The organism is Bradyrhizobium canariense (genome assembly GCF_018130465.1).
Lineage (GTDB): Bacteria > Pseudomonadota > Alphaproteobacteria > Rhizobiales > Xanthobacteraceae > Bradyrhizobium > Bradyrhizobium canariense_C.
Window position 1 is genome coordinate 684,778 of record NZ_JAFCKJ010000002.1, and the last position, 19,458, is coordinate 704,235.

Consider the following 19,458-nt stretch of genomic DNA (forward strand, 5'->3'; position numbering starts at 1 on the left):
CCGGATCGAAGCAAGCGATGTGCCATTGTGTACAGAATCCGGGCAGGACGAGTGCATCCGGATGTTATCGAGAGATCAGTGGGTTGTGGGATATTTTGAGGATCGGTCGGGCCGCCATGCCATCGCCCTGTCGGGGGCAATTGCGTAAATATTAGGCAGTCTGGATCAGGTGAAGTCGGCGAGGATTCGCAGCAGCCGCTCCCGGTTCTCCTTGCCGATCTTCTCCTCGACATGCCGCTCGTGCTCCGCGGCGAGGCGTTTGAATTTTGCCAGCGCCGTCTCGCCCTGCGGTGTGAGGTGCAGGGCGTGAGAGCGCCGGTCCACCTTCGACTTGACGCGCTTGACCAGCTTGCGCTGTTCGAGGCTGTCGAGCAGATGCACCAGCCGCGCGCGCTCGATGCCGAGGCGCTTGGCCACCGCCATCTGCGACAGGCCGGGATTGGCGCCGATCACCGTCAGCACCGAATATTGCGTCGGCCGGATGTCGACATCGCCGAGCGTCCTGATGAAGTCCTGGAAGATCCAGATCTGGAAGCGCCGTACCGCATAGCCGGCGTGCCCGACCAGGGCGTCGAGGCCGATCTCGTCCGCGTCGACCGGCCGCGCGGCGCCGTTGCCGGGGCGTTTGCGTGGGGAAGTCCGGGCTGCAGTGGCTGTCACGTCGCGTCTCCTGCGGGACCATGCTTGTAGCGACTACGCCGCGCGGGCAAAAGATTGTTGTTGACGACAACAATTGTCATGCCCAACATTATGGCCAACGTGGTCCGCGACGAGGCCGCGGCCGATCCCGGCTTCCGGGCGAGGAGGAAACCATGACCGCCGCCCCTCGCGGTGATGCTTCGAGCCTGTTCGCGACACCCAGAACCGTTGCCGAGCATCGCGCCGACGGCAGCATCGTGCTGCGCTCGCCCGAGTCCCTGCGCGATGGCGCGCGCTGCATCGGCGACTGGCTGGAGCAATGGGCACGGCAGAAGCCCGATGCGATTTTCCTCGCAGAGCGCGGCAGTGCCGAATCGCCGTGGACCACCGTCACCTATGCGCAGGCGCTGCGCCAGGTCCGCGCGGCGGCGTCCTGGATTTTGGCGCGGGGGCTCAGCGCAGACCACCCGCTCGCGATCCTCTCCGACAACAGCATCGATCATGCGCTGCTGGCACTTGCGGCCCAGCATGTCGGCGTGCCCTCGGCGGCGATCTCGCCGGCCTATTCGCTGATGTCAAAGGATTTTGACAAGCTCAAGAGCATGATCACGCTGCTTGAGCCCGCCGCGATCTATGTTTCCGCGACGAGGCCGTTTGCGGCGGCGCTGGCCGCGATCAAACCCCTGCATGGCGCGCAGATCATCAGCGGCAATGCAGACGATACCGATGCGCTCGCCTTCCGCAGCATCGCGGCAACGCCCGAGAGCCCCGACGTCGCAAAGGCCTTTGCCGCGGTGACGCCCGCCACGATCGCAAAACTCCTGTTCACTTCGGGCTCGACCGGCGCGCCGAAGGCAGTCATCAACACCCAGCGCATGCTGACGTCCAGCCAGCAGGCCAAGGCGCAGACCTGGACTTTTCTCGAACAGGGGAACGACGATCTCGTCATTCTCGACTGGCTGCCTTGGAGCCACACGTTCGGCGCCAACCACAATTTCAATCTCGTGCTGCGCAATGGCGGCTCGCTCTATATCGACGGCGGCAAACCAGCGCCCGGTCTCTTTGCGACGTCACTCGCCAATTTGAAGAGCGTGATGCCGACGGTCTATTTCAACGTGCCGCGTGGCTTCGACATGCTGATCGCAGCGCTGCGCGGCGACGAGGAGCTATGTCGCCGCTTCTTCAGCGAGGTGAAATTCGCGTTCTACGCCGGTGCCGCGCTGCCGCAGAATCTCTGGGACGCTCTCGAAGAGCTCTCCGTCAAGACCGTTGGCCGCGCGCTGCCGATGGTCTCGGCGTGGGGTTCGACCGAGACGTCGCCGCTGGCCACCGATTGTCATTTCCTCGCGGAACGCTCGGGCAATATCGGCGTGCCCATACCCGGCACCGAATTGAAGCTCGTCACCACCGGCGACAAGCTGGAGGTGCGCGTGCGCGGCCCCAACGTCACGCCGGGCTACTGGAAGGCGCCGGAACTGACCAGGCAGGCTTTTGACGACGAGGGCTTTTATCTCATCGGTGACGCCGTGACGTTCGCCGATGCGAAGCGGCCCGAGCGCGGCCTGTTCTTCGACGGCCGCGTCGCGGAGGACTTCAAGCTCAATTCCGGCACCTGGGTCAGTGTCGGCACGCTGCGCGTCGCCGGCATCGCCGCGTTGGCGCCGCTTGCGCAGGACATCGTCGTCACCGGCCATGGCGGCGACGAGGTGCGTTTCCTGGTGTTTCCGAACATCGCTGCCTGCCGCGCGCATGCCGGCCTGCCCGAGACCGCGGGCGTGAACGACGTGCTTGCGCATGACAAGGTCAGAGTCGCGATCGCGCAGGGTCTCGCGAAACTGAAGCAGCACAGCGCCAACTCGTCCGGCCACGCGACGCGCGCCCTGCTGCTCGCCGAACCGTCGTCAGTGGACGGCGGCGAGATCACCGACAAGGGCTACATCAACCAGCGCGCCGTGCTGACGCGGCGCGCCGATGCGCTGGCGCGGTTGGATGACGATGCGGCAGGCGAGTGGATCGGCTGCGTCAGATAGCCCGTCCACGCCCGCGCTAGCTGTCGTCGTGCCCCGGACGCAGCGCAGCACGCAGTGATGCGCTGCTGAGCCGGGGCCTATCTCGCTTAGTGCGCGCCGTCGCATGGATCCCGGCTCTGCGCAGCAGCGTTTCACGCTGCAGCGCGTCCGGGACACGAGAGTTGGCCAAGCCCAAATACGCCAGCCAACCTGCCGCATTATCCTGCACGATTCTTTTGTTGCCTAAGCAACTAATTTGTGCGAACCGTTCCGGACAAGGATGACGGCGGGAGGAACCGCCGCGTCGGATCTCGGAGGAAGCAATGCTCGGCAGAGAGGGTGCCGCGGGCGAACGCCGGCGCATGCCTGGAAATGACAGGGGTCGGCGCCCGGTGCGTGGCCCGTCAGGTCTCGGTGCCGCCGGTCACCGCGCCGAGATTCTCGTGCAGGCGGCGCAACAGGTCGATCAGCACCTCGCGCTCGTCCTTGTTGAGGCAGGACAACAGGCGCCGTTCGCGCTCGAATGCCGCGACGATCACCTTGTCATGGATGGCGCGGCCCTTCGTCGTCAGCGAGATCGAATGGGTGCGCCCGTCGTTGGGGTCGGTGCGGATCGAGATCAGCCCCCGCTTTTCCAGGCCGGCGAGCGTCCGGCTCACCGGGCCCTTGTCGAAACCAATGACGTGGCAGATGCGCGAGGCGGGAATGCCGGGCTCGATCGCCAGCAGCGACATGATCCGCCATTCCGTGACGTTGACGCCGAACTGCCGCTGATAGAACGCGGTGGCGCTGTTCGAGAGCTTGTTGGCGATGAAGGTGACGAACGCGGGGACGTAGCGGTCGAGATCGAGCGTCGGTCCCGTCTCAGCGGGCGCAGGCTTCTGTCGGGATCTTGTCGAAGGCGGCATATCGGGCTTCTGGCTCGCGGCGTGCCGGAAGACCTAAGGGCATGCGCCGCCCTTGCACAAGTTCAAAATGAGGGAGGACTTCAATGAGCGCTTCCAGCTCCCCGGAAATCAACGGTTCGTCGGCTGTCCCGCGTCTCGACGTCGATCCCTTCGCGATGAATTTCTTTGCCGATCCCTATCCCACGCATGAGCTGCTGCGGGAGGCGGGACCTGTCGTCTATCTCGACAAGTGGAACGTCTATGGCGTCGCGCGCTATGCCGAGGTTCATGCCGTGCTGAACGACCCCGCGACGTTCTGCTCCAGCCGCGGCGTCGGCCTCTCCGACTTCAAGAAGGAGACGCCGTGGCGGCCGCCGAGCCTGATCCTCGAAGCCGATCCGCCCGCGCACACCCGCACCCGGTCGGTGCTGTCAAAAGTGCTGTCGCCGACCGTGATGAAGCAGGTGCGCGACCGCTTTGCCGCGGCTGCGGAGGAGCGGGTTGATGCGCTGCTGGAGAAGCGCAGCTTCGACGCGATCACCGATCTCGCCGAGGCCTACCCGCTCTCGATCTTCCCGGATGCGCTGGGCTTGAAGCCCGAAGGCCGCGAGCACCTGATCCCCTATGCGAGCCTCGTCTTCAACGCCTTCGGTCCGCCCAACCAGCTGCGGCAGGACGCGATCGCGCGCTCGGCGCCGCATCAGGCCTATGTCACCGAGCAGTGCCAGCGGGACAATCTCGCGCCCGGCGGCTTCGGCGCCTGCATTCACGCCCGTGTCGACGACGGCGAGATCACCGCGGCCGAGGCGCCGCTGCTGGTGCGCTCGCTGCTGTCCGCCGGCCTCGACACCACCGTCAACGGCATTGGTGCTGCCGTCTATTGCCTCGCGCGCTTTCCCGACCAGTGGCAGCGGCTGCGCGATGATCTCACGCTCGCGCGCAACGCCTTCGAGGAGGCGGTGCGCTTCGAGAGCCCGGTGCAGACGTTCTTCCGCACCACGACGCGCGAGGTCGAACTGTCAGGTGCGAGGATCGGCGAGGGCGAGAAGGTGCTGATGTTCCTCGCCGCCGCCAATCGCGACCCGCGGCGCTGGGACAAGCCCGACAGCTACGACATCACGCGTCGCAGCTCCGGCCATGTCGGCTTCGGCTCCGGCATCCACATGTGCGTCGGCCAGCTCGTCGCACGCCTCGAGGGCGAGGTGATGCTGACCGCACTGGCGAAGCGCATCGCCGGGATCGAGATCACGGGCGAGCCGAAACGCCGCTTCAACAACACGCTGCGCGGGCTCGACAGCCTGCCTGTGACCATCACTCCGGCCTGACGAGGAGTTTTTATGTCCGCCATCACCTTCATCCATCCCGACGGCAGGTCCGACCATATCGAAACCAGCGACGGCGAGAGTGCCATGCAGGCCGCGACCCGTCATGGCATCGACGGCATTCTGGCCGAATGCGGCGGCAACGCCATGTGCGCGACCTGCCACGTCTATGTCGACGAAGCCTGGCTCGCGCGCCTGCCGGCGGTGGCCGATGACGAGGACGCGCTGCTCGACGGCACCGCGACCGAGCGGCTGCCGAACAGCCGGCTGTCCTGCCAGATCCAGCTCACGCCCGCGCTCGACGGGCTCGTGCTGAGATTGCCGGAGCGGCAAGTTTGATTTCAAGAAGCCTAATTTCAAGAAAGTCTGATTTCAAGAAGTCTGATTTTCAGACGCACCGGCAATGACCGGCGCGGCATCACATCAAACAGGGGAGGGAATCATGAAATATCTGAAGTGGACGCTTGCGCTGGCCGCGAGCCTGATTGGCGGCGCGGCAAATGCCGAGATCTCGGATAATGTCGTGCGCGTCGGCGTGCTCAACGATATCTCCGGCATCTTCCAGGACACCAACGGCATGGGCTCGGTCGAGGCCGCGCGCATGGCCGCTGAGGATTTCAACGGCGGCGGCAAAGGCATCAAGGTCGAGATCGTCTATGCCGATCACCAGAACAAGGCCGACGTCGGCAATGCCATCGCGCGCAAATGGCTCGATGTCGAGGGCGTCGACGCCATCGTCGACGTGCCGAACTCGGCCGTTGGCCTCTCCATCAACACGCTGCTGCGCGACAGCCGCATGACGTTCCTGGCATCGTCCACCGCAAGCTCCGATCTCACCGGCAAGGCCTGCTCGCCCAACACCATCCAATGGGTCAACGACACCTGGGCGACCGGCAACACCACGGCTGCAGCGATGGTGTCGCGCGGCGGCAAGGAGTGGTATTTCCTCACGGTCGATTTCGCGCTCGGCAAGGGCATCGAGGCGGAAGCGCAGAAATACATCGAGGCCCATGGCGGCAAGGTGATCGGATCCAGCAAGCATCCGCTCGGCACGTCCGACTTCGCCTCCTTCCTGTTGCAGGCGCAGAGCTCGAAGGCGCAGGTGATCGGGCTCGCCAATGCCGGTGGCGACACCATCAACGCGGTGAAGCAGGCCGCCGAGTTCGGCATCCAGCAGGGCGGACAAAAGCTCGTCGCCTTCCTGCTCTTCATCAACGACGTCCACGGCATGGGCATCAAGGTCGCCCAGGGCCTCCAGCTCATGGAAGCCTTCTACTGGGACATGAACGACGACACCCGCGCCTTCGCCAAGCGGTTCGCCGCGCGGCCCGGCATGAACGGCAAGATGCCGAGCGGCAACCAGGCCGGGGTCTATGCGTCCACGCTCGCTTATCTCAACGCGGTCGCCGCGACCGGCAGCGACAATGCCAAGGACGCCGTGCCCGAGATGAAGAAGTTCAGGGGCAAGGACAAACTGTTCGGCGACACCACGATCCGCCAGGACGGCCGCGTCGTGCATCCGATGTATCTGTTCGAGGTGAAGAAGCCGGAGGAGTCGAAATATCCGTACGACTATTACAAGCTGGTTTCGACCATTTCGGCGGAGCAGGCGTTTCGACCGCTGTCGGAGGGTGGGTGCGAGTTGGTGAAGTAGTTCGTGCCCCGGACGCAGTGCAGCGCTTAGCGCTGCGCTGCAGAGCCGGGGCCCATGACTGCTGAGTCCCATGACTGCTGAGTCCCATGACTCCTGGGTCCCGGCTCTGCGTCGCGTCATTTCATGCCGCGCCGCGTCCGGGACAAGAGAGGAGCGCCCCTACACCACCTTGCTGCTTCCCTGCGTGATCAGCCGCGCTGCGCGCTGGTCGCGGGCGTAGATCCAGAGCCAGCTCAGCGCGACGCTGAGGCGGTGGCGCAAGCCGATCAGGAAGTAGATGTGGGCGATACCCCAGATCCACCACGCGATGGTGCCGCGCAGCTTGATGCGGCCGAAGTCGATCACCGCGAGTCGCTTGCCGATCTGGGCGAGGCTGCCGGAGTGCTTGTAGCGGAACGGGCCGGTCGGCTCCTGGCGCAGCCGCGCCTTGATGGTCTCGGCCACGTGACGGCCCTGCTGCTTGGCGGCCGGCGCGATCCCTGGCACAGGCTTGCCATCCCAGGCGTTGATCAAAACGGTGTCGCCGATCGCAAAGATCTCGGGATGACCTGATACCGTGAGGTCGTCTTCGACCTGCACGCGCCCGGCGCGATCGGCCGGCGCGCCCAGCCATTCGGCCGCGGGCGAGGCACGCACGCCGGCGGCCCAGATCCGGGTCTTTGCCTCGAGCAGCTTGCCGCCGAATACCACGCCCTCGCGATTGATCTCGGTGACGGGCTGTCCCAGCACGACCTCGACGCCGATCTTTTCCAGCGAGGCCTGCGCGTAAGCCGAGAGGTCGTCGGCAAACCCTGCGAGCACGCGCGGCCCCGCCTCGATCAGCACCACGCGCGCCTTGGTCGTGTCGATGTTGCGGAAGTCGCCAGGCAAGGTGTGGTGCGCCATCTCGGCGATGGTGCCGGCGAGCTCGACGCCGGTCGGACCCGCGCCGACGATGACGAAGGTCAGCCGCGCCGCGCGCTTGGCCGGATCGGTCTCGCGCTCGGCGCGTTCGAACGCCACCAGGATGTGACGGCGCAGCGTGGTCCCGTCCTCCAGCGTCTTCAGGCCTGGCGCGAACTGCTCCCATTCGTCGTGGCCGAAATAGGCATGCCGTGCGCCGGTGGCGAGCACCAGCGTGTCGTAAGGCACCTCGCTGCCGTCGTCGATCAGCACGCTGCGCCTGTCGGCATCGACGCCGCTGACGGTCGCAAACAGCGTCGTCACATCGCGCCGGTCGCGCATCAGGTGCCGGATCGGCCAGGCGATCTCGCTGGTGGCGAGCGAGGCGGTCGCGACCTGGTAGAGCAGCGGCTGGAACAGATGATGGTTGCGGCGGTCGATCAGCGTGATCTCGACCGGGCTGCCGGCGAGCCGGTAGGTCGTCTCCAGCCCGCCGAAGCCGGCTCCGACGATGACGACGCGATGCGGTGTCGTGGTCATGATGCGGCCCTCGAATCTCGCTGCTTCTCTCCCTCATTAAGTGCGGAAAGTGACCTGCGGTCCAATAGCCATCATCAATTGGGGAATAGGCGGCGCGTATCGAGGTCCGCGAAAAAGCGCCGCAGCCCTCGTCGAAGTGAGTAGAACTATATTTCTTGCCATTAACGCTTAGGGCGAATTATGGTGCAGGGCAGGCGCCGAGGCCATTGGCGGCTCGACGGATTTTGCGCTCTAAAGAGAAGACCCTGGGCGGCGATCACCCCGTTTCCGGGACAAAGAGAATTGAGGAGGGGAGTGGTTATGAGGACAGCATTCTGGCTGGCGGGCGCGGCCGCGCTTGTGCTGGCAAGCCCGGCATCCGCCGGCGACACCATCAAGATCGGCTTCGTTTCGACCTTCAGCGGCCCGACCGCCGTGATCGGCAACGACATGCGCAACTCGTTCGAGCTCGCGCTGGACCACATCGGCCGCAAGATGGACGGCAAGCCGGTCGAGGTGATCTACGAGGATGACGGGCAGAAGCCCGACGTCGGCAAGCAGAAGACCGAGAAGCTGGTGCAGTCCGACAAGGTCGATTTCATCGTCGGCTACATCTGGTCGAACGTGCTGCTGGCCTCGCTCAAGACCGCGGTGGATTCCCAGACGTTCCTGATCTCGGCCAATGCCGGTCCGTCGCAGCTCGCGGGCGATCTCTGCTCGCCCTACGTGTTCTCGACCTCCTGGCAGAACGACCAGACGCCGGCCGCGATGGGTCTCTACATGAACCAGAAGGGCGTCAAGAGCGTGTTCCTGATCGGCCCGAACTACGCCGCTGGCAAAGACATGCTCGCGGGCGTGAAGAGCACGTTCAAGGGCGAGGTCAAGGGCGAGGAATACACGGTCTGGCCGAGCCAGCTCGACTTCTCCGCCGAGCTTTCCAAGGCGCGCGCCTCGGGTGCCGAGTCGATCTTCGTGTTCTATCCCGGTGCGGCCGGCGTGCAGTTCCTCAACCAATATGCCCAGGCCGGGCTGAAGGGCACGATGCCGCTCTACACGGCTTTCACCGTCGACGAGCTGTCGCTGCCGCTCCAGAAGGAGAACGCGCTCGGGGTTCCCGGCGCGCAGGAGTGGGTGAATGATCTGCCCAACGAGCAGAACAAGCGCTTCGTCGCCGACTACCGCAAGAAGTACACTGGCCTGCGCCCGACCTATTACGGCGCGCAAGCCTACGACGCGGCCCAGCTCATCAACAGCGCGGTGGTCGCGGTGAAGGGCGACACCAGCAAGAAGGACGCGATGAAGGCCGAGATGGAGAAGGCCAACTTCAAGTCGCTGCGCGGTCCCTTCAAGTACGGCAAGAACCACATCCCGGTGCAGAGCTTCTACCTCCAGGACGTGGTCAAGGATGGCGAAGGCCAGCTCTCGCTGAAGACGGTCGCGACAATCGTCGAGAACGACCAGGATCGCTTCCACGACAAGTGCCAGATGAAGTGAGTTGAGCTAGCCACAAGCAAGATGCCCCTTCTCCCCTTGTGGGAGAAGGTGGCGCGAAGCGCCGGATGAGGGGTTGTTTCCGCAAAGCGAAGTCTATCGAGTTCGCGCCCCTCACCCGTCTCGCCGCCTTGCGGCGAGCCACCCTCTCCCACAAGGGGAGAGGGAAGAAGAGGCACCTACACCCGCGGCATGCTCGTTGGCCGCACTTCGCGTGACTGCGCCGCAAGCCTGATGCCGGCATTGGCCGCGCCAAAGCCCTGATAATCCCTTCGCTCGACGATCTCGAAGAAGAAGCGCTCGTCGAAGATGTGGGTGTAGACCTGGAAGAACTCGCCGTCGCCTTCGCGATCGTAGAGAATATGGTTGGCGCGCAGCTGCGCCATCAGCTCGGGTGCGAGGTCGTATTTGGCTTCGATGTCGTCGTAGTAATTATCCGGGATATCCAGGAAGTCCGCGCCGCGCTTGCGCATCTCCGCGACCGTCGCAAAAATGTCCCGGCAGGAGAACGCGACGTGCTGCACGCCCGAGCCGAAAAACTCCGAGATGAAACGGGCCGGCAGCGTGCGGTTGGCGGATGAGCCGTTGAGCACGAAGCGTAGGCTCTGGTCGCCGTTGATGACGGCCTGGCTTTGCACGAGGCCTCTGGGATCGGCGATCTCCATCTGCGGCAGCCGCTTGAGGTCGAGGATGCCGGTGTAGAACAGCAGCCAGGACAGCATCTCGTCATACGGCATCGACTGCGCGATGTGATCAACGGCCAGCAGGGCGTCTGCTCCGGCGTCGCTCGGGACCTGTTCGAAATCCGTGTCCCAGTTCTTGCCGGCTTGGTCGAGAAAATACAGCAGGCTGCCGCCGACGCCGTGAATCGCGGGAATCTCGAGTTCGCCCGGCCCGACCGGCTGGTAGAAGGTGCGCGTCTTCAGTGTCTCGGCGCGCTGCATGGCGAGGCCGGCATTGTCGACATCGAGCGCGATGGCGCAGACGCCGGGGCCATGGGTCACGTAGTGCGAGTGCGCGAAGCCGTCGGTCTCGGAATTGACGACGAGCTCGACCTTGCCTTGCGACCAGCGCTCCACCGCCTTGCTGCGATGCCTGCCGGTCTTGCGGAAACCGAGCTGTGCGAGCAGGCGGGCGAGCTCGCCGGCCTTGGTCTCGTTGACGGCAAACTCGATGAATCCCGTGCCGCGACTTTTGGCCTTCGGCGCCAGGGGCTCGCGGATGAGCTTTGGCCAATCCGGCGCAAGCTGGTCCTCCAGCAGGATCAGCGAACGCAGGCCGTCGACCGCGGTCTGCACGGCCGAGCCGGCGCGGAATTGGTCGTTGAAGATCTCCAGCGACAGCGGCCCGGCATAGCCGGTTGCCGCGATCGCCGCCATGAACTCACCGACCGGCAGATCGCCCTGGCCGGGGAAGGAGCGGAAGTGCCGGCTCCACGACAAGATGTCGAGCTCGAGCTTCGGCGCGTCCGCAAGCTGGACCAGAAAGATCTTGTCGCCGGGGATCGAGGCCATCGCGCGGACCGGAAAGCCGGGGGCGAGTGCGTGAAAGCTGTCGAGAATGACGCCGATCGCGGGGTGATCGGCGCGCCGCACGATCTCCCAGGCGTCGCGGTAGTCGTTGACGTGGCGTCCCCAGGCCAATGCCTCGTAGCCAACGCGCAAAGACCGTTTGGCCGCGCGCTCGCCAAGCTCGCGAAAATCATCCGCGGCGCGGTCGATGCCGCCGAGCGAGCTGGGGGACACGTTGGAGCAGATCAGCAGCAGATCGGTGCCGAGCTCCTGCATCAGGTCGAACTTGCGTTCGGCGCGGGCAAAATTGCGTGCGCGCTGCGGCTCCGGCATGCCCTCGAAATCGCGGAACGGCTGAAACGCGCAGATCTCGAGATTGAGGTCCTTGCAGAGATTTGCGATGTCGCGCGGGCCGGAACCGAACGATAGCAGGTCGTTCTCGAAGATCTCGACCGCCTCGAAGCCGGCGGCTGCGATGGCGCGAAGTTTTTCGTCCAGCGCGCCGGAGAGGGAAACGGTTGCGATCGAGCGCTTGTTCATGCTGCCTGCTCCATGATTTGGCCCGGCGATATCTTTTGGCCCGTGCGTGCCGCTTCGCTGACAGCTTCGACGACCGCAAGTGTGCCCATTGCGTCTTCGACCGCGATCAGTGGCTGTTCATGGCCCGCGATCACGGCCAGGAAATGCCGGAGCTGTTCGGCCAACGGATCGAATGCCGGCGGCGTGATGGTCTCGCGCGACAGCGGTGCATGCCAGCCGGGCTCTCGCGCGTAGGACCAAAGCTCCATATTCGGCACGGACAGCGAGCCCGCGGTGCCGGAGAGGATGTAACAGGGCTGATCCCGCTTCGGGTACGCAGCGTTCTCGCCCGAGGTCAGCTCCCAGCTCCATGGCGCCGGCGTTGCGTCCGACACGGTCGCCGTTCCCAGTGCGCCGTTGGCGAAGCGCAGCAGCAACGCGGCGGTGTCCTCGACAGCGAAACCGCGAACCTTGTTCGACGTCAACGCCTGCACCTCGATGATCTCGCCGCAGATGAATCGGAGATTGTCGATGTCGTGGATCAGGTTGATGAGCAGCGGGCCGCCGCCATGCTCGCGCCGCCACGCCACATCGAAGTAATCGTCGGGCTTCTTCAGGAGCCACAGTCCGACCACAGCCGTGAGTTGGCCGAGCTTGCCGGTCGCCAGCGTCTCGCGTGCGGCCTTGATGATCGGATTGTGCCGGCGGTGATGGCCGACCAGCATCGGTACGCCGGTCCGCCTGATCGCCGCGCACAGGCGCTGCGCGGCCGCGACCGTATCGGTCACCGGCTTCTCGATCAGCGCGGGCACGCCGGCTTGGGCGCAGTCGACCGCCATCTGGAAGTGCAGCGCGTTCGGTGAGGCGATGATCAGGCCATCAGGCTTTTCTTGCGCCAGCAGCGTGCGGTGATCCGAATGCCAGGGTGTGGTGCGCGTCTGCGCGAACTCTTTTGCGGCAGGCGAGGGGTCAGCGATGCCCGCCAGCACGCATTCCGGCGAAGCGTCGATCAATTCGATATGGCGGCGACCGATCAGGCCGGCGCCGGCAACGGCGATGCGCCTTGGCGCGCTCATGCCGCGCTCTCCTCCATGGCGCCGCCGAGGAAGAGCTGGCCGATCCGCGGGTCGTTCAGGATGCGCTCCGCCTTGTCGACCATGCGGGTCTGGCCGAGCTCGAGCACGATGCCGATGTCGGAAATCTCCAGCGCCGAGCGTGCGTTCTGCTCGATCATCAGAATGGTGACGCCACGGTCGCGCAGGGATTTCAGGATGTCGAAAGTCTGCTGCACCATCAGCGGCGACAGGCCGATCGAGGGCTCGTCGATCAGCACGAGCTTTGGTTCGAGCAGCAGCGAGCGCGCGATTTCGAGCTGTTTCTGCTCGCCGCCGGACAGCGTGGAGGCCTGCTGCGTCGATTTCCGCCGCAGCGCCGGGAACAGGTCGAGCGCGGCCTCGATCCGGCTCTGCAGGTCGATGCCCTTGCCGGCGGAGACGCCGCCAAGCTCGACATTGTGGCGTACCGACAGTTCGGGAAAGATGTTGCGGCCCTGCGGCACGTAGCAGATGCCGGCATTGAGCAGCGCGCGCTGGCTCAAATTGGTGACGTCGCGGCCCGCGAAGCTGATCTTGCCCTCGCGCAGCTTGAGCAGGCCGAAGATCGCCTTGAACACGGTGGACTTGCCGGCGCCGTTCGGGCCGATGATGGTGGTGATGGTGGCCTGCGGCACGGCGAAGGTGGTGCCGTTCAGGATCGTCATCTTGCCGTAGCCGCCGACGAGATTGTGAACCGAGAGGATCGGATCGCTCATGATGGCTCTCCCTAGTGTCCGAGATAGGCTTCGATCACGGCAGGGTCCTTGCGGACCTCGTCGGGCCGTCCCATCGCCAGCACCTTGCCTTCCGCCATCACCATCACGCGCGAGCACAGCGACATCACGAATTCCATGTTGTGCTCGATCACGACGAAGGTGGCATTCTTCTCGCGGTTGATCGCGACCAGGCGATCCTTCAGGTCCGCCAGCATCGACGGATTGACGCCGCCGGCGGGCTCGTCGAGCAGCACCAGCCGCGGTCCGCCCATGAAGGCCATGGCGGCATCGAGCAGTTTTTGCTGGCCGTAGGAAAGTCCGCCGGCCGGCTCGTCGGCGAGATGATCGAGCTTGAAAAAGCCGATCATCTGGTTGGCGGCCTCCGTCAGTCCGGCATCGGAGCGGCCGACCAGGCGCGAGGCCATGCTGCCCTGGTGCTCCTGTCCCGCGAGGATCAGGTTCTCGCGCACCGAGAGTTTTGGAAACACCTGCAGGAGCTGAAACGTGCGGCTGACCCCGAGCTTGTTGAGCTCGGCGGGTCGCAAGCCCGTGACGACCTTGCCGTCGAGCTTGACCTCGCCGCCGCTCGGCGTGAGCTGGCCGAGGATGCAGTTGAACAGGGTCGACTTGCCGCAGCCGTTCGGGCCGATCAGGCCGAGGATCTCGCCCTCGCGGACGTCGAAAGAGACGCCGCCGACGGCGCTGATCCCGCCAAAATTCTTCTTGATGTCGGTGACCTCGAGGACCGCGCTCATTGCACCGTCTCCAGCCGGGATTTTGCGACGGCGCGCAGGGCGGAGGCCGCCTTGGTTCGCCGCTCGGCGAGATAGCGGTCGAGGATTCCCAAAATGCCGGTCGGCGACCAGATCAGCAGCCCCATCACCGCGATCGCGTAGAGCATCAGATAATAGCCCTCGGTGAAGCGCAGCCATTCTGGCAGCAGCACGGCGATCATCGCGCCGAGGAACGGACCAAGGAAGAAGCCGGCGCCGCCGACGATCACCATCATCAGGAGGTCGAGCGAGAGCGACAGGTTGAACGGCACGGGATCGATATATTGCGTCAGCGGCGCATAGAGCGCGCCGGCGACGCCGCCGAGCGCCGAGCCGATCGCGAACGCCATCAGCGTGTAGCGTCGCGTGTCGACGCCCAGCGACTGCGCCCGCAGCGGATTTTCGCGCAGCGCCATGAAGGCGCGGCCCCAGGGCGAACGGATCAGCCACCACACCGCGAGCGACACGATCGCGAGCGAGCCGAGGCAGACATAGTAGAACGGCAGCGGCTTGTTGGTCGCGATGCCGAAGATGTGCGGGCGCGGAATGTTGGAGATGCCGTAGATGCCGCCGGTGAGCCAGCTCTCGTTGCGAAACACCAGGAAGGCCAGCGTGGAGAAGGCGAGCGTGACGAAGGCGAGGTAGTGGTGCTGCACCCGCAGCGCGGGATAGCCGAGCACCCAGCCGACCGCGAAGCTCAAGCCAATCGCGACGACGATCGCCGCCGGCAGCGGCCAACCATGGGTGGTCATGATCGCCGCGGCGTAAGCGCCAATGCCGACGAAGGCGCCCTGCGCCAGCGAGACCTGGCCGGCATAGCCGAGCGTGAGGTTGAGGCCCATTGCGGCGATGGCCATCACCGCCCACTGGCTCAGGATGAACAGGCCATAGCGGTTGAAGTTCATGGGGACAACGATCAGCCCAGCGATGACGACGACGCCGAGCGCGATCTTCAGAGGTTTGGCGAAGCCGCTCATACGGTGCGCTCCTCGGCGCGGCCGAGCAAGCCCTGCGGCCGGAACAGGATGACGGCGATCAGGAAGAGCATCGGCACGGCGGCGCGATACTGCGTCGAGACATAGGCGGCCGCGAGATTGTCGAGCACGCCGATCAGGAGCCCGCCTGCGATCGCGCCACGCACCTGGTTGAACCCGCCGACGATCGCGGCGATGAAGGCGGCCTGGCCCAGCACTTCGCCGGACGTGAATTTCGCGAGGTAGATCGGCGTGATCAGCAGCGAGGCGAGAGCGACCAGGAACGCGTTGATCAGGAAGGTCAGGAGAATCATGCGTTCGACAGGGACGCCGATGATGCGCGCCACCGTCGGGTTCTGCGCCGCCGCCTGCATCTGGTGGCCGAGCGAGGTGCGGTTGAGAAGCGCCGTCAGGCCGAAGACGGCAAGGATGGCGAGGACGAGGACGCCGATGCTTTGCAGCGAGACGGCATGGCCGAGGATGGAGACGTCGCCGGTCGGCACGATCGAGGGGAAGGGCGAGGCTTCGGCGCTGAAGAACTGTTTTACGGCCTCCTTGATGCCGATCGCGAGCGCCATGGTCGCGATCGCGAGCGGCAGCACGCCATGGCGCATCATCGGATCGACCAGCAGCATCTTGAAGGCGAGGCCGAGCAGGAGCATCGAGAGCAGGATGCCGAGGATGATCGCGAGCCAGAACGGCGCGCCGGCATGCATCGCCGCCAGCATCAGGAACGCCGGCAGCATCACGAACTCGCCTTGCGCGAAATTGATGGTCTGCGAGGTCTGCCACAGCAGCGTGAAGCCGACCGCGACCAGCGCATAGATCGCGCCGGTGGCAAGTCCCGCGACCAGAAGATCGAACAGATTGGACATGGGTTCTCTTTGATCGTTAGAGCCCGAGTGAACTGGATCGACGCAAGTTCAGGTCTGTCACTCCCTCTCCCCGCGAAGAGCGGGGCGAGGGAGAAGAAAGAAGCCCTCACTTCACCTTCGGCAGCACCTGCTTCACCACCTGCTTGCCTTCGACCACTTCGACCAGAAAGCTCTGGCGGTCGATGTCGCCGGTGTCGCTGAAGGTGACGTCCATCAAGATGCCCGGCTCGTCCGCGGCCTTGACGGTCAGGCCATGCAGGGTGTCGGCGAACGCTTTGGAGTCGACCTTGCCCATCTTGTCGGTCGTGGCCTTCACCATGTAGACCGCGAGATAGCCCTTGAGGCCGTTATGGTCGGGCACGTAATTATACTTCTTCGAGAACTTGTCGCGAAACGCCTTGATCAGGTCGACCGGCGCATCGGTGGTGAGACCGACATGGCCGCGCGCGCCGTTGGCGGCGTCGCCCGCGAGTTCGATCACCTTCTGGCCGATCAGCGTGGTCTCGCCCATCAGCGGCGCGGTGACGCCCTGGCGCTTCAGCTCCTTCAGGATGCGCGCGCTCTCTTCCTCGTTCAGGTAGACGAACACGGCGTCGGGATTGGCGGCCTTGATCTTGCCGACGTCGGCGGCGAAATCGGCCTGGCCGGCTTCGGTAGAGAGATCGGCGACGACCTTGGAGCCGAGACGGTCGAGCTCCTTGACGACGACATCGCGACCGCCGCGGCCGAAATCATTGTTGACCCAGACCACAGCGACCGACTTCGCCTTCATGTCGTCGTGAATGTATTTGGCGACCTTCGGCATCGACGATTGCTGGCCGAACGAGGTGCGGAACAGGAATTTGTTTCCGGCCTGCGTCAGCTCGGCGGCTTCGCCGCCCATGATCTGCGCGATGCCGGCTTCGGCCGCCAGCGGCGCGGTCACCTTCACGGAGCCGGAATAGCCGGGTCCGAGCAGCACATAGGGCTCGGCGTCGAGCGCCTTTTGCACCTGCGCGCGCGCGACGCCCGGGTTGGATTGCGAGTCCGCATGAGTGACTTCGAGCTTGCGGCCGAGCACGCCGCCCTTGGCGTTGATCTCCTCGATCGCGAGGTCGATGCCGTTCTTCCAGTTGGTGCCGACGGTGGCGCCGCCGCCGGAAAGCTCGGCGACGTCGGCGAGCTTGATCGCCTGGGCGTGGACACTGGTTGCAGTCGCGAAGGCAAGCAGGGCGCCTGCCAGAATGGTCGATTTCATGGTCTCTCCTCCCGTTTTTCGTTGATGTCGTGCGCGGCCTTGTGTCCGGCCGCTTCGGTTACGCTGCGTGATAGGCCGAGCTTCGCGCCGCCATCACCTCGTCAAATGCCTCGCCCATGACCTCGGTCGATGCGGCAAGGCCCGTGAACAGTTCGAAGGCGTCGGCGGCCTGGTAGATCGCAAGCTCCCGTCCGGTCATGATCCGCGCGCCCTTGGCTTGGGCGGCCGCCAGCAGCGGCGTGATCAGCGGTGAGTAGACGGCATCCGCAACCCACAATTTTTCATGCAGCAGCGTGGCCGGGACAGGCATGCCGCGGTTCGGCAGCATCCCGACCGGCGTGCCGTTGACGAGGCCGGTCGCGCCTTGCAGCGCGTCCTCGATGCTCGACGCCAGCCTTGCGACGCCCTGTGCGGCCAGCATGGAGACGAGCGTCTCGGCGCGCGCCGGCTCGCTGTCGAAGATGCGGAGGTCGGTCACGTCCAGGCTCGCCAGGGCGAACGCGATCGCCTTGCCGACGCCGCCGGCGCCGATCACGGCGACGGCGTTGCCGGACGGCGCCAGCAGCGGCGCCACCGCGCGCGCGAAGCCGGTGGTGTCGGTGTTGTGGCCGGTCAGCCGTCCGTCCCTGACGACGACGGTGTTGACCGCGCCCATCGCGGCGGCGCCCGGCGCCAGCTCGTCGAGCAGCGGGACCACCGCTTCCTTGTAGGGGTAGGTGACGTTGACGCCGGCAAAGCCGAGCCGCCGCACGCCCTCGAGCATCATGCGGAGCCTGTCCGCATCGGCGCCGGCGACCTCGATGAGCTGGTAATGGCCGCGCAGCCCGAGCGCCTCGGCGGCGCGCTCGTGCATGGCAGGGGATGCGGAATGCGCGATCGGCGCGCCGATCAGGCCGGTGAGGAGCTTTTTGCTGGCGGCGTATCCGCGCTTGGACATGGTTCGCTATCGTCTCGTTGGGAGCGTTCGGTCCCAGCCATTAGCGGAGAAATCCGCGCAATTCCAAGGGGGCTTCCGAGTGCGACGATAGCCTTTCCTCCGCCTAACACAATTACCCATTTATCGGGCAAACCTAACATAATGTTATTTTTTTCGCCCACGCGCCGCGACGGCCTTGCCGGCGATGCGGGACGGCTCCACCGCGCGCATCTCGGCGCGCAGGGCATCGATGAAATACTCGACGTGAAGCGACAACGGCGCGCCGCGCTTCACCGCGATGTAGGTGTCGAACCGCGTCGGCTCGGTGATCTTCAAGAGCTCGATGCCGGGATAGCCACCATGGGCGACGGTGAACTGGTCGATGATGGCGATGCCGAGCCTCGCCTTCACCAGCGCACAGACCGTGGTGCCGAAGCGCGCGCGGATGGTGATGTTGTAGTCGAGCCGGTTGCGCGCGAAGATCTCGGCCATGATCCGGCCGTAGGGGTCGTTGGGATCGATGCCGATCAGCGGATAGCGGGTGATCTCGGCCGCGGAGACCTGCTTGCGGCCGGCGAGTTCGTGGCCTGATGGCACGATGCAATAGAGCTCGCCGGAGGCGAGCGGCATGAAGTCGAGGCCGGAATGTTCGAGCCGGTAGCTCATCGCGACGCACTCGCCACGGCCGAGCAGGAGATAGTCGATCGCTTCCTCGAGCTTGAGGATGTTGATGTCGATGCCGAGGTCGGGATAGCGGCGGCGGACGCGCTCGATCGCGCGCGGCACCATCACCTGCGAGATGCTCGGCACCGAGCCGATCCGCAGCTCCGACAATCCACCGCGGCCGATCTTGGAGATGAGCTCGGAGAGGTCGTCGACCTTCTTGTAGACGCCGTTGATCTGCTCGAAGATGTTCTCGGCTTCCGGCGTCGGGAAATAGCGGCCGTTCTGGCGCTGGAAGAAGCGGATGCCGAGCGAGCGCTCGGTGTATTTGACGAGGCGGCTGATGCCCGGCGCCGATACGTTGAGCAGCTTGGCCGCGCCGCCGATAGTGCCCGTCACCATCACGGCACGGATCACTTCAACCTGGCGCAGCGTCATCATGTCCTGGGCATCCGAGAGATAATCGTGGCGACGATTATCTCATGAGAGCCATGATGTCAGCCAGGGGTAAGGGCGGCCAGCGATAAGGGAGGCGCGCGATCTGTTGTAGCGGCGTCGGTTGCTGCAGCAGCGTCCTAGCTCGCCGGTCCTTCCGGCGAGGCGCTCTCTACCGGCTTGGCGCGCTCGCTTTGCAGCACGCCGCGCGCGAACTCGATGATCTTCTGCTTGTTTGCCGTTTCGCGGACGGCGAAAAACACGCGGTTGAGTTCCAGGCCGAGCACGCTGTTGAGGGCGATGTCCTCGTCTTCCATCGTGGTTTTCCCGCTTCAGACGTCA

Annotated in this window: 18 protein-coding genes; 5 read left to right on the top strand and 13 right to left on the bottom strand. The window is 65.1% G+C overall.

Translation table 11 applies throughout. The features are described 5' to 3' along the window. Positions 1-165 precede the first annotated feature (165 nt). A complete protein-coding gene (locus JQ591_RS07415) occupies positions 166-660 on the bottom strand; it encodes a MarR family winged helix-turn-helix transcriptional regulator (protein WP_211395353.1) in 495 nt (164 codons plus the stop codon). A 152-nt stretch (positions 661-812) separates the two neighbouring features. Between JQ591_RS07415 and JQ591_RS07420 the strand changes: the two genes are divergently transcribed. After that, on the top strand, positions 813-2,669 hold the full coding sequence (locus tag JQ591_RS07420; RefSeq protein ID WP_211395354.1) for a feruloyl-CoA synthase: 1,857 nt from the start codon (positions 813-815) through the stop codon (positions 2,667-2,669). A 383-nt stretch (positions 2,670-3,052) separates the two neighbouring features. On the opposite strand, the gene JQ591_RS07425 is transcribed toward JQ591_RS07420, so the two are convergent. Beyond that, positions 3,053-3,556, bottom strand: coding sequence for a MarR family winged helix-turn-helix transcriptional regulator (locus JQ591_RS07425; protein ID WP_211395355.1), 504 nt, complete (start codon positions 3,554-3,556; stop codon positions 3,053-3,055). Positions 3,557-3,639: 83 nt separating this feature from the next. Here JQ591_RS07425 and JQ591_RS07430 point away from each other — a divergent pair, with 83 nt between their 5' ends. The 3 genes from JQ591_RS07430 (at position 3,640) to JQ591_RS07440 (ending at position 6,511) form a co-directional block, all read left to right on the top strand. Further along, complete coding sequence (locus JQ591_RS07430; RefSeq protein ID WP_211395356.1) at positions 3,640-4,860, top strand: cytochrome P450; 1,221 nt, start codon at positions 3,640-3,642, stop codon at positions 4,858-4,860. A gap of 12 nt (positions 4,861-4,872) precedes the next feature. Then, positions 4,873-5,196 (top strand): 2Fe-2S iron-sulfur cluster-binding protein, encoded by a 324-nt coding sequence (locus JQ591_RS07435; protein ID WP_211395357.1) that lies wholly within the window; start codon positions 4,873-4,875, stop codon positions 5,194-5,196. A gap of 103 nt (positions 5,197-5,299) precedes the next feature. Further along, positions 5,300-6,511, top strand: coding sequence for an ABC transporter substrate-binding protein (locus JQ591_RS07440; protein ID WP_211395358.1), 1,212 nt, complete (start codon positions 5,300-5,302; stop codon positions 6,509-6,511). 159 nt (positions 6,512-6,670) lie between these two features. Here the strand turns inward: JQ591_RS07440 and JQ591_RS07445 are convergent, their stop codons facing one another. Next, positions 6,671-7,933 carry an NAD(P)/FAD-dependent oxidoreductase gene (locus JQ591_RS07445; RefSeq protein ID WP_211395359.1) on the bottom strand — a complete coding sequence of 421 codons (1,263 nt, stop codon included), beginning with the start codon at positions 7,931-7,933 and terminating at the stop codon, positions 6,671-6,673. A gap of 300 nt (positions 7,934-8,233) precedes the next feature. Between JQ591_RS07445 and JQ591_RS07450 the strand changes: the two genes are divergently transcribed. Beyond that, a complete protein-coding gene (locus JQ591_RS07450; protein WP_211395360.1) occupies positions 8,234-9,406 on the top strand; it encodes an ABC transporter substrate-binding protein in 1,173 nt (390 codons plus the stop codon). Positions 9,407-9,582: 176 nt separating this feature from the next. On the opposite strand, the gene JQ591_RS07455 is transcribed toward JQ591_RS07450, so the two are convergent. The 10 genes from JQ591_RS07455 to JQ591_RS07500 all read right to left on the bottom strand — a co-directional run bounded on the left by JQ591_RS07455 (position 9,583) and on the right by JQ591_RS07500 (position 19,433). Next, complete coding sequence (locus JQ591_RS07455) at positions 9,583-11,454, bottom strand: bifunctional sugar phosphate isomerase/epimerase/4-hydroxyphenylpyruvate dioxygenase family protein (protein ID WP_211395361.1); 1,872 nt, start codon at positions 11,452-11,454, stop codon at positions 9,583-9,585. Further along, entirely contained in the window at positions 11,451-12,509 is a 1,059-nt protein-coding gene (locus JQ591_RS07460) for a Gfo/Idh/MocA family protein (protein ID WP_211395362.1), read from the bottom strand. The genes JQ591_RS07455 and JQ591_RS07460 overlap by 4 nt, the downstream gene beginning before the upstream one ends. After that, complete coding sequence (locus JQ591_RS07465; protein ID WP_211395363.1) at positions 12,506-13,243, bottom strand: ABC transporter ATP-binding protein; 738 nt, start codon at positions 13,241-13,243, stop codon at positions 12,506-12,508. Before JQ591_RS07465 ends, JQ591_RS07460 begins: the two co-directional genes overlap by 4 nt. An 11-nt stretch (positions 13,244-13,254) precedes the next feature. Next, a complete protein-coding gene (locus JQ591_RS07470) occupies positions 13,255-13,998 on the bottom strand; it encodes an ABC transporter ATP-binding protein (protein ID WP_211395364.1) in 744 nt (247 codons plus the stop codon). Further along, the gene (locus tag JQ591_RS07475) at positions 13,995-14,993 is read right to left on the bottom strand and encodes a branched-chain amino acid ABC transporter permease (RefSeq protein WP_211395365.1); all 999 of its coding nucleotides are present in this window, start codon (positions 14,991-14,993) and stop codon (positions 13,995-13,997) included. Before JQ591_RS07475 ends, JQ591_RS07470 begins: the two co-directional genes overlap by 4 nt. Continuing rightward, positions 14,990-15,865 (bottom strand): branched-chain amino acid ABC transporter permease, encoded by an 876-nt coding sequence (locus JQ591_RS07480; protein ID WP_211395366.1) that lies wholly within the window; start codon positions 15,863-15,865, stop codon positions 14,990-14,992. Before JQ591_RS07480 ends, JQ591_RS07475 begins: the two co-directional genes overlap by 4 nt. 106 nt (positions 15,866-15,971) lie before the next feature. After that, entirely contained in the window at positions 15,972-17,102 is a 1,131-nt protein-coding gene (locus JQ591_RS07485) for an ABC transporter substrate-binding protein (RefSeq protein ID WP_211395367.1), read from the bottom strand. Positions 17,103-17,160: 58 nt separating this feature from the next. Continuing rightward, positions 17,161-18,039, bottom strand: a complete 879-nt coding sequence (locus tag JQ591_RS07490) for a shikimate dehydrogenase (protein ID WP_211395368.1) — start codon at positions 18,037-18,039, stop codon at positions 17,161-17,163. Between the two features lie 144 nt (positions 18,040-18,183). Continuing rightward, a complete protein-coding gene (locus JQ591_RS07495) occupies positions 18,184-19,122 on the bottom strand; it encodes a LysR family transcriptional regulator (protein WP_211395369.1) in 939 nt (312 codons plus the stop codon). A gap of 134 nt (positions 19,123-19,256) precedes the next feature. Beyond that, the gene (locus JQ591_RS07500) at positions 19,257-19,433 is read right to left on the bottom strand and encodes a hypothetical protein (protein WP_211395370.1); all 177 of its coding nucleotides are present in this window, start codon (positions 19,431-19,433) and stop codon (positions 19,257-19,259) included. Between the last annotated feature and the right edge of the window lie 25 nt (positions 19,434-19,458).

Coding starts and splice junctions, on each gene's coding strand:
- JQ591_RS07420 (WP_211395354.1), top strand. CDS start 813: ATGACCGCCGCCCCTCGCGGTGATGCTTCGAGCCTGTTCGCGACACCC.
- JQ591_RS07425 (WP_211395355.1), bottom strand. CDS start 3,556: ATGCCGCCTTCGACAAGATCCCGACAGAAGCCTGCGCCCGCTGAGACG.
- JQ591_RS07430 (WP_211395356.1), top strand. CDS start 3,640: ATGAGCGCTTCCAGCTCCCCGGAAATCAACGGTTCGTCGGCTGTCCCG.
- JQ591_RS07435 (WP_211395357.1), top strand. CDS start 4,873: ATGTCCGCCATCACCTTCATCCATCCCGACGGCAGGTCCGACCATATC.
- JQ591_RS07440 (WP_211395358.1), top strand. CDS start 5,300: ATGAAATATCTGAAGTGGACGCTTGCGCTGGCCGCGAGCCTGATTGGC.
- JQ591_RS07445 (WP_211395359.1), bottom strand. CDS start 7,933: ATGACCACGACACCGCATCGCGTCGTCATCGTCGGAGCCGGCTTCGGC.
- JQ591_RS07450 (WP_211395360.1), top strand. CDS start 8,234: ATGAGGACAGCATTCTGGCTGGCGGGCGCGGCCGCGCTTGTGCTGGCA.
- JQ591_RS07455 (WP_211395361.1), bottom strand. CDS start 11,454: ATGAACAAGCGCTCGATCGCAACCGTTTCCCTCTCCGGCGCGCTGGAC.
- JQ591_RS07460 (WP_211395362.1), bottom strand. CDS start 12,509: ATGAGCGCGCCAAGGCGCATCGCCGTTGCCGGCGCCGGCCTGATCGGT.
- JQ591_RS07465 (WP_211395363.1), bottom strand. CDS start 13,243: ATGAGCGATCCGATCCTCTCGGTTCACAATCTCGTCGGCGGCTACGGC.
- JQ591_RS07470 (WP_211395364.1), bottom strand. CDS start 13,998: ATGAGCGCGGTCCTCGAGGTCACCGACATCAAGAAGAATTTTGGCGGG.
- JQ591_RS07475 (WP_211395365.1), bottom strand. CDS start 14,993: ATGAGCGGCTTCGCCAAACCTCTGAAGATCGCGCTCGGCGTCGTCGTC.
- JQ591_RS07480 (WP_211395366.1), bottom strand. CDS start 15,865: ATGTCCAATCTGTTCGATCTTCTGGTCGCGGGACTTGCCACCGGCGCG.
- JQ591_RS07485 (WP_211395367.1), bottom strand. CDS start 17,102: ATGAAATCGACCATTCTGGCAGGCGCCCTGCTTGCCTTCGCGACTGCA.
- JQ591_RS07490 (WP_211395368.1), bottom strand. CDS start 18,039: ATGTCCAAGCGCGGATACGCCGCCAGCAAAAAGCTCCTCACCGGCCTG.
- JQ591_RS07495 (WP_211395369.1), bottom strand. CDS start 19,122: ATGATGACGCTGCGCCAGGTTGAAGTGATCCGTGCCGTGATGGTGACG.
- JQ591_RS07500 (WP_211395370.1), bottom strand. CDS start 19,433: ATGGAAGACGAGGACATCGCCCTCAACAGCGTGCTCGGCCTGGAACTC.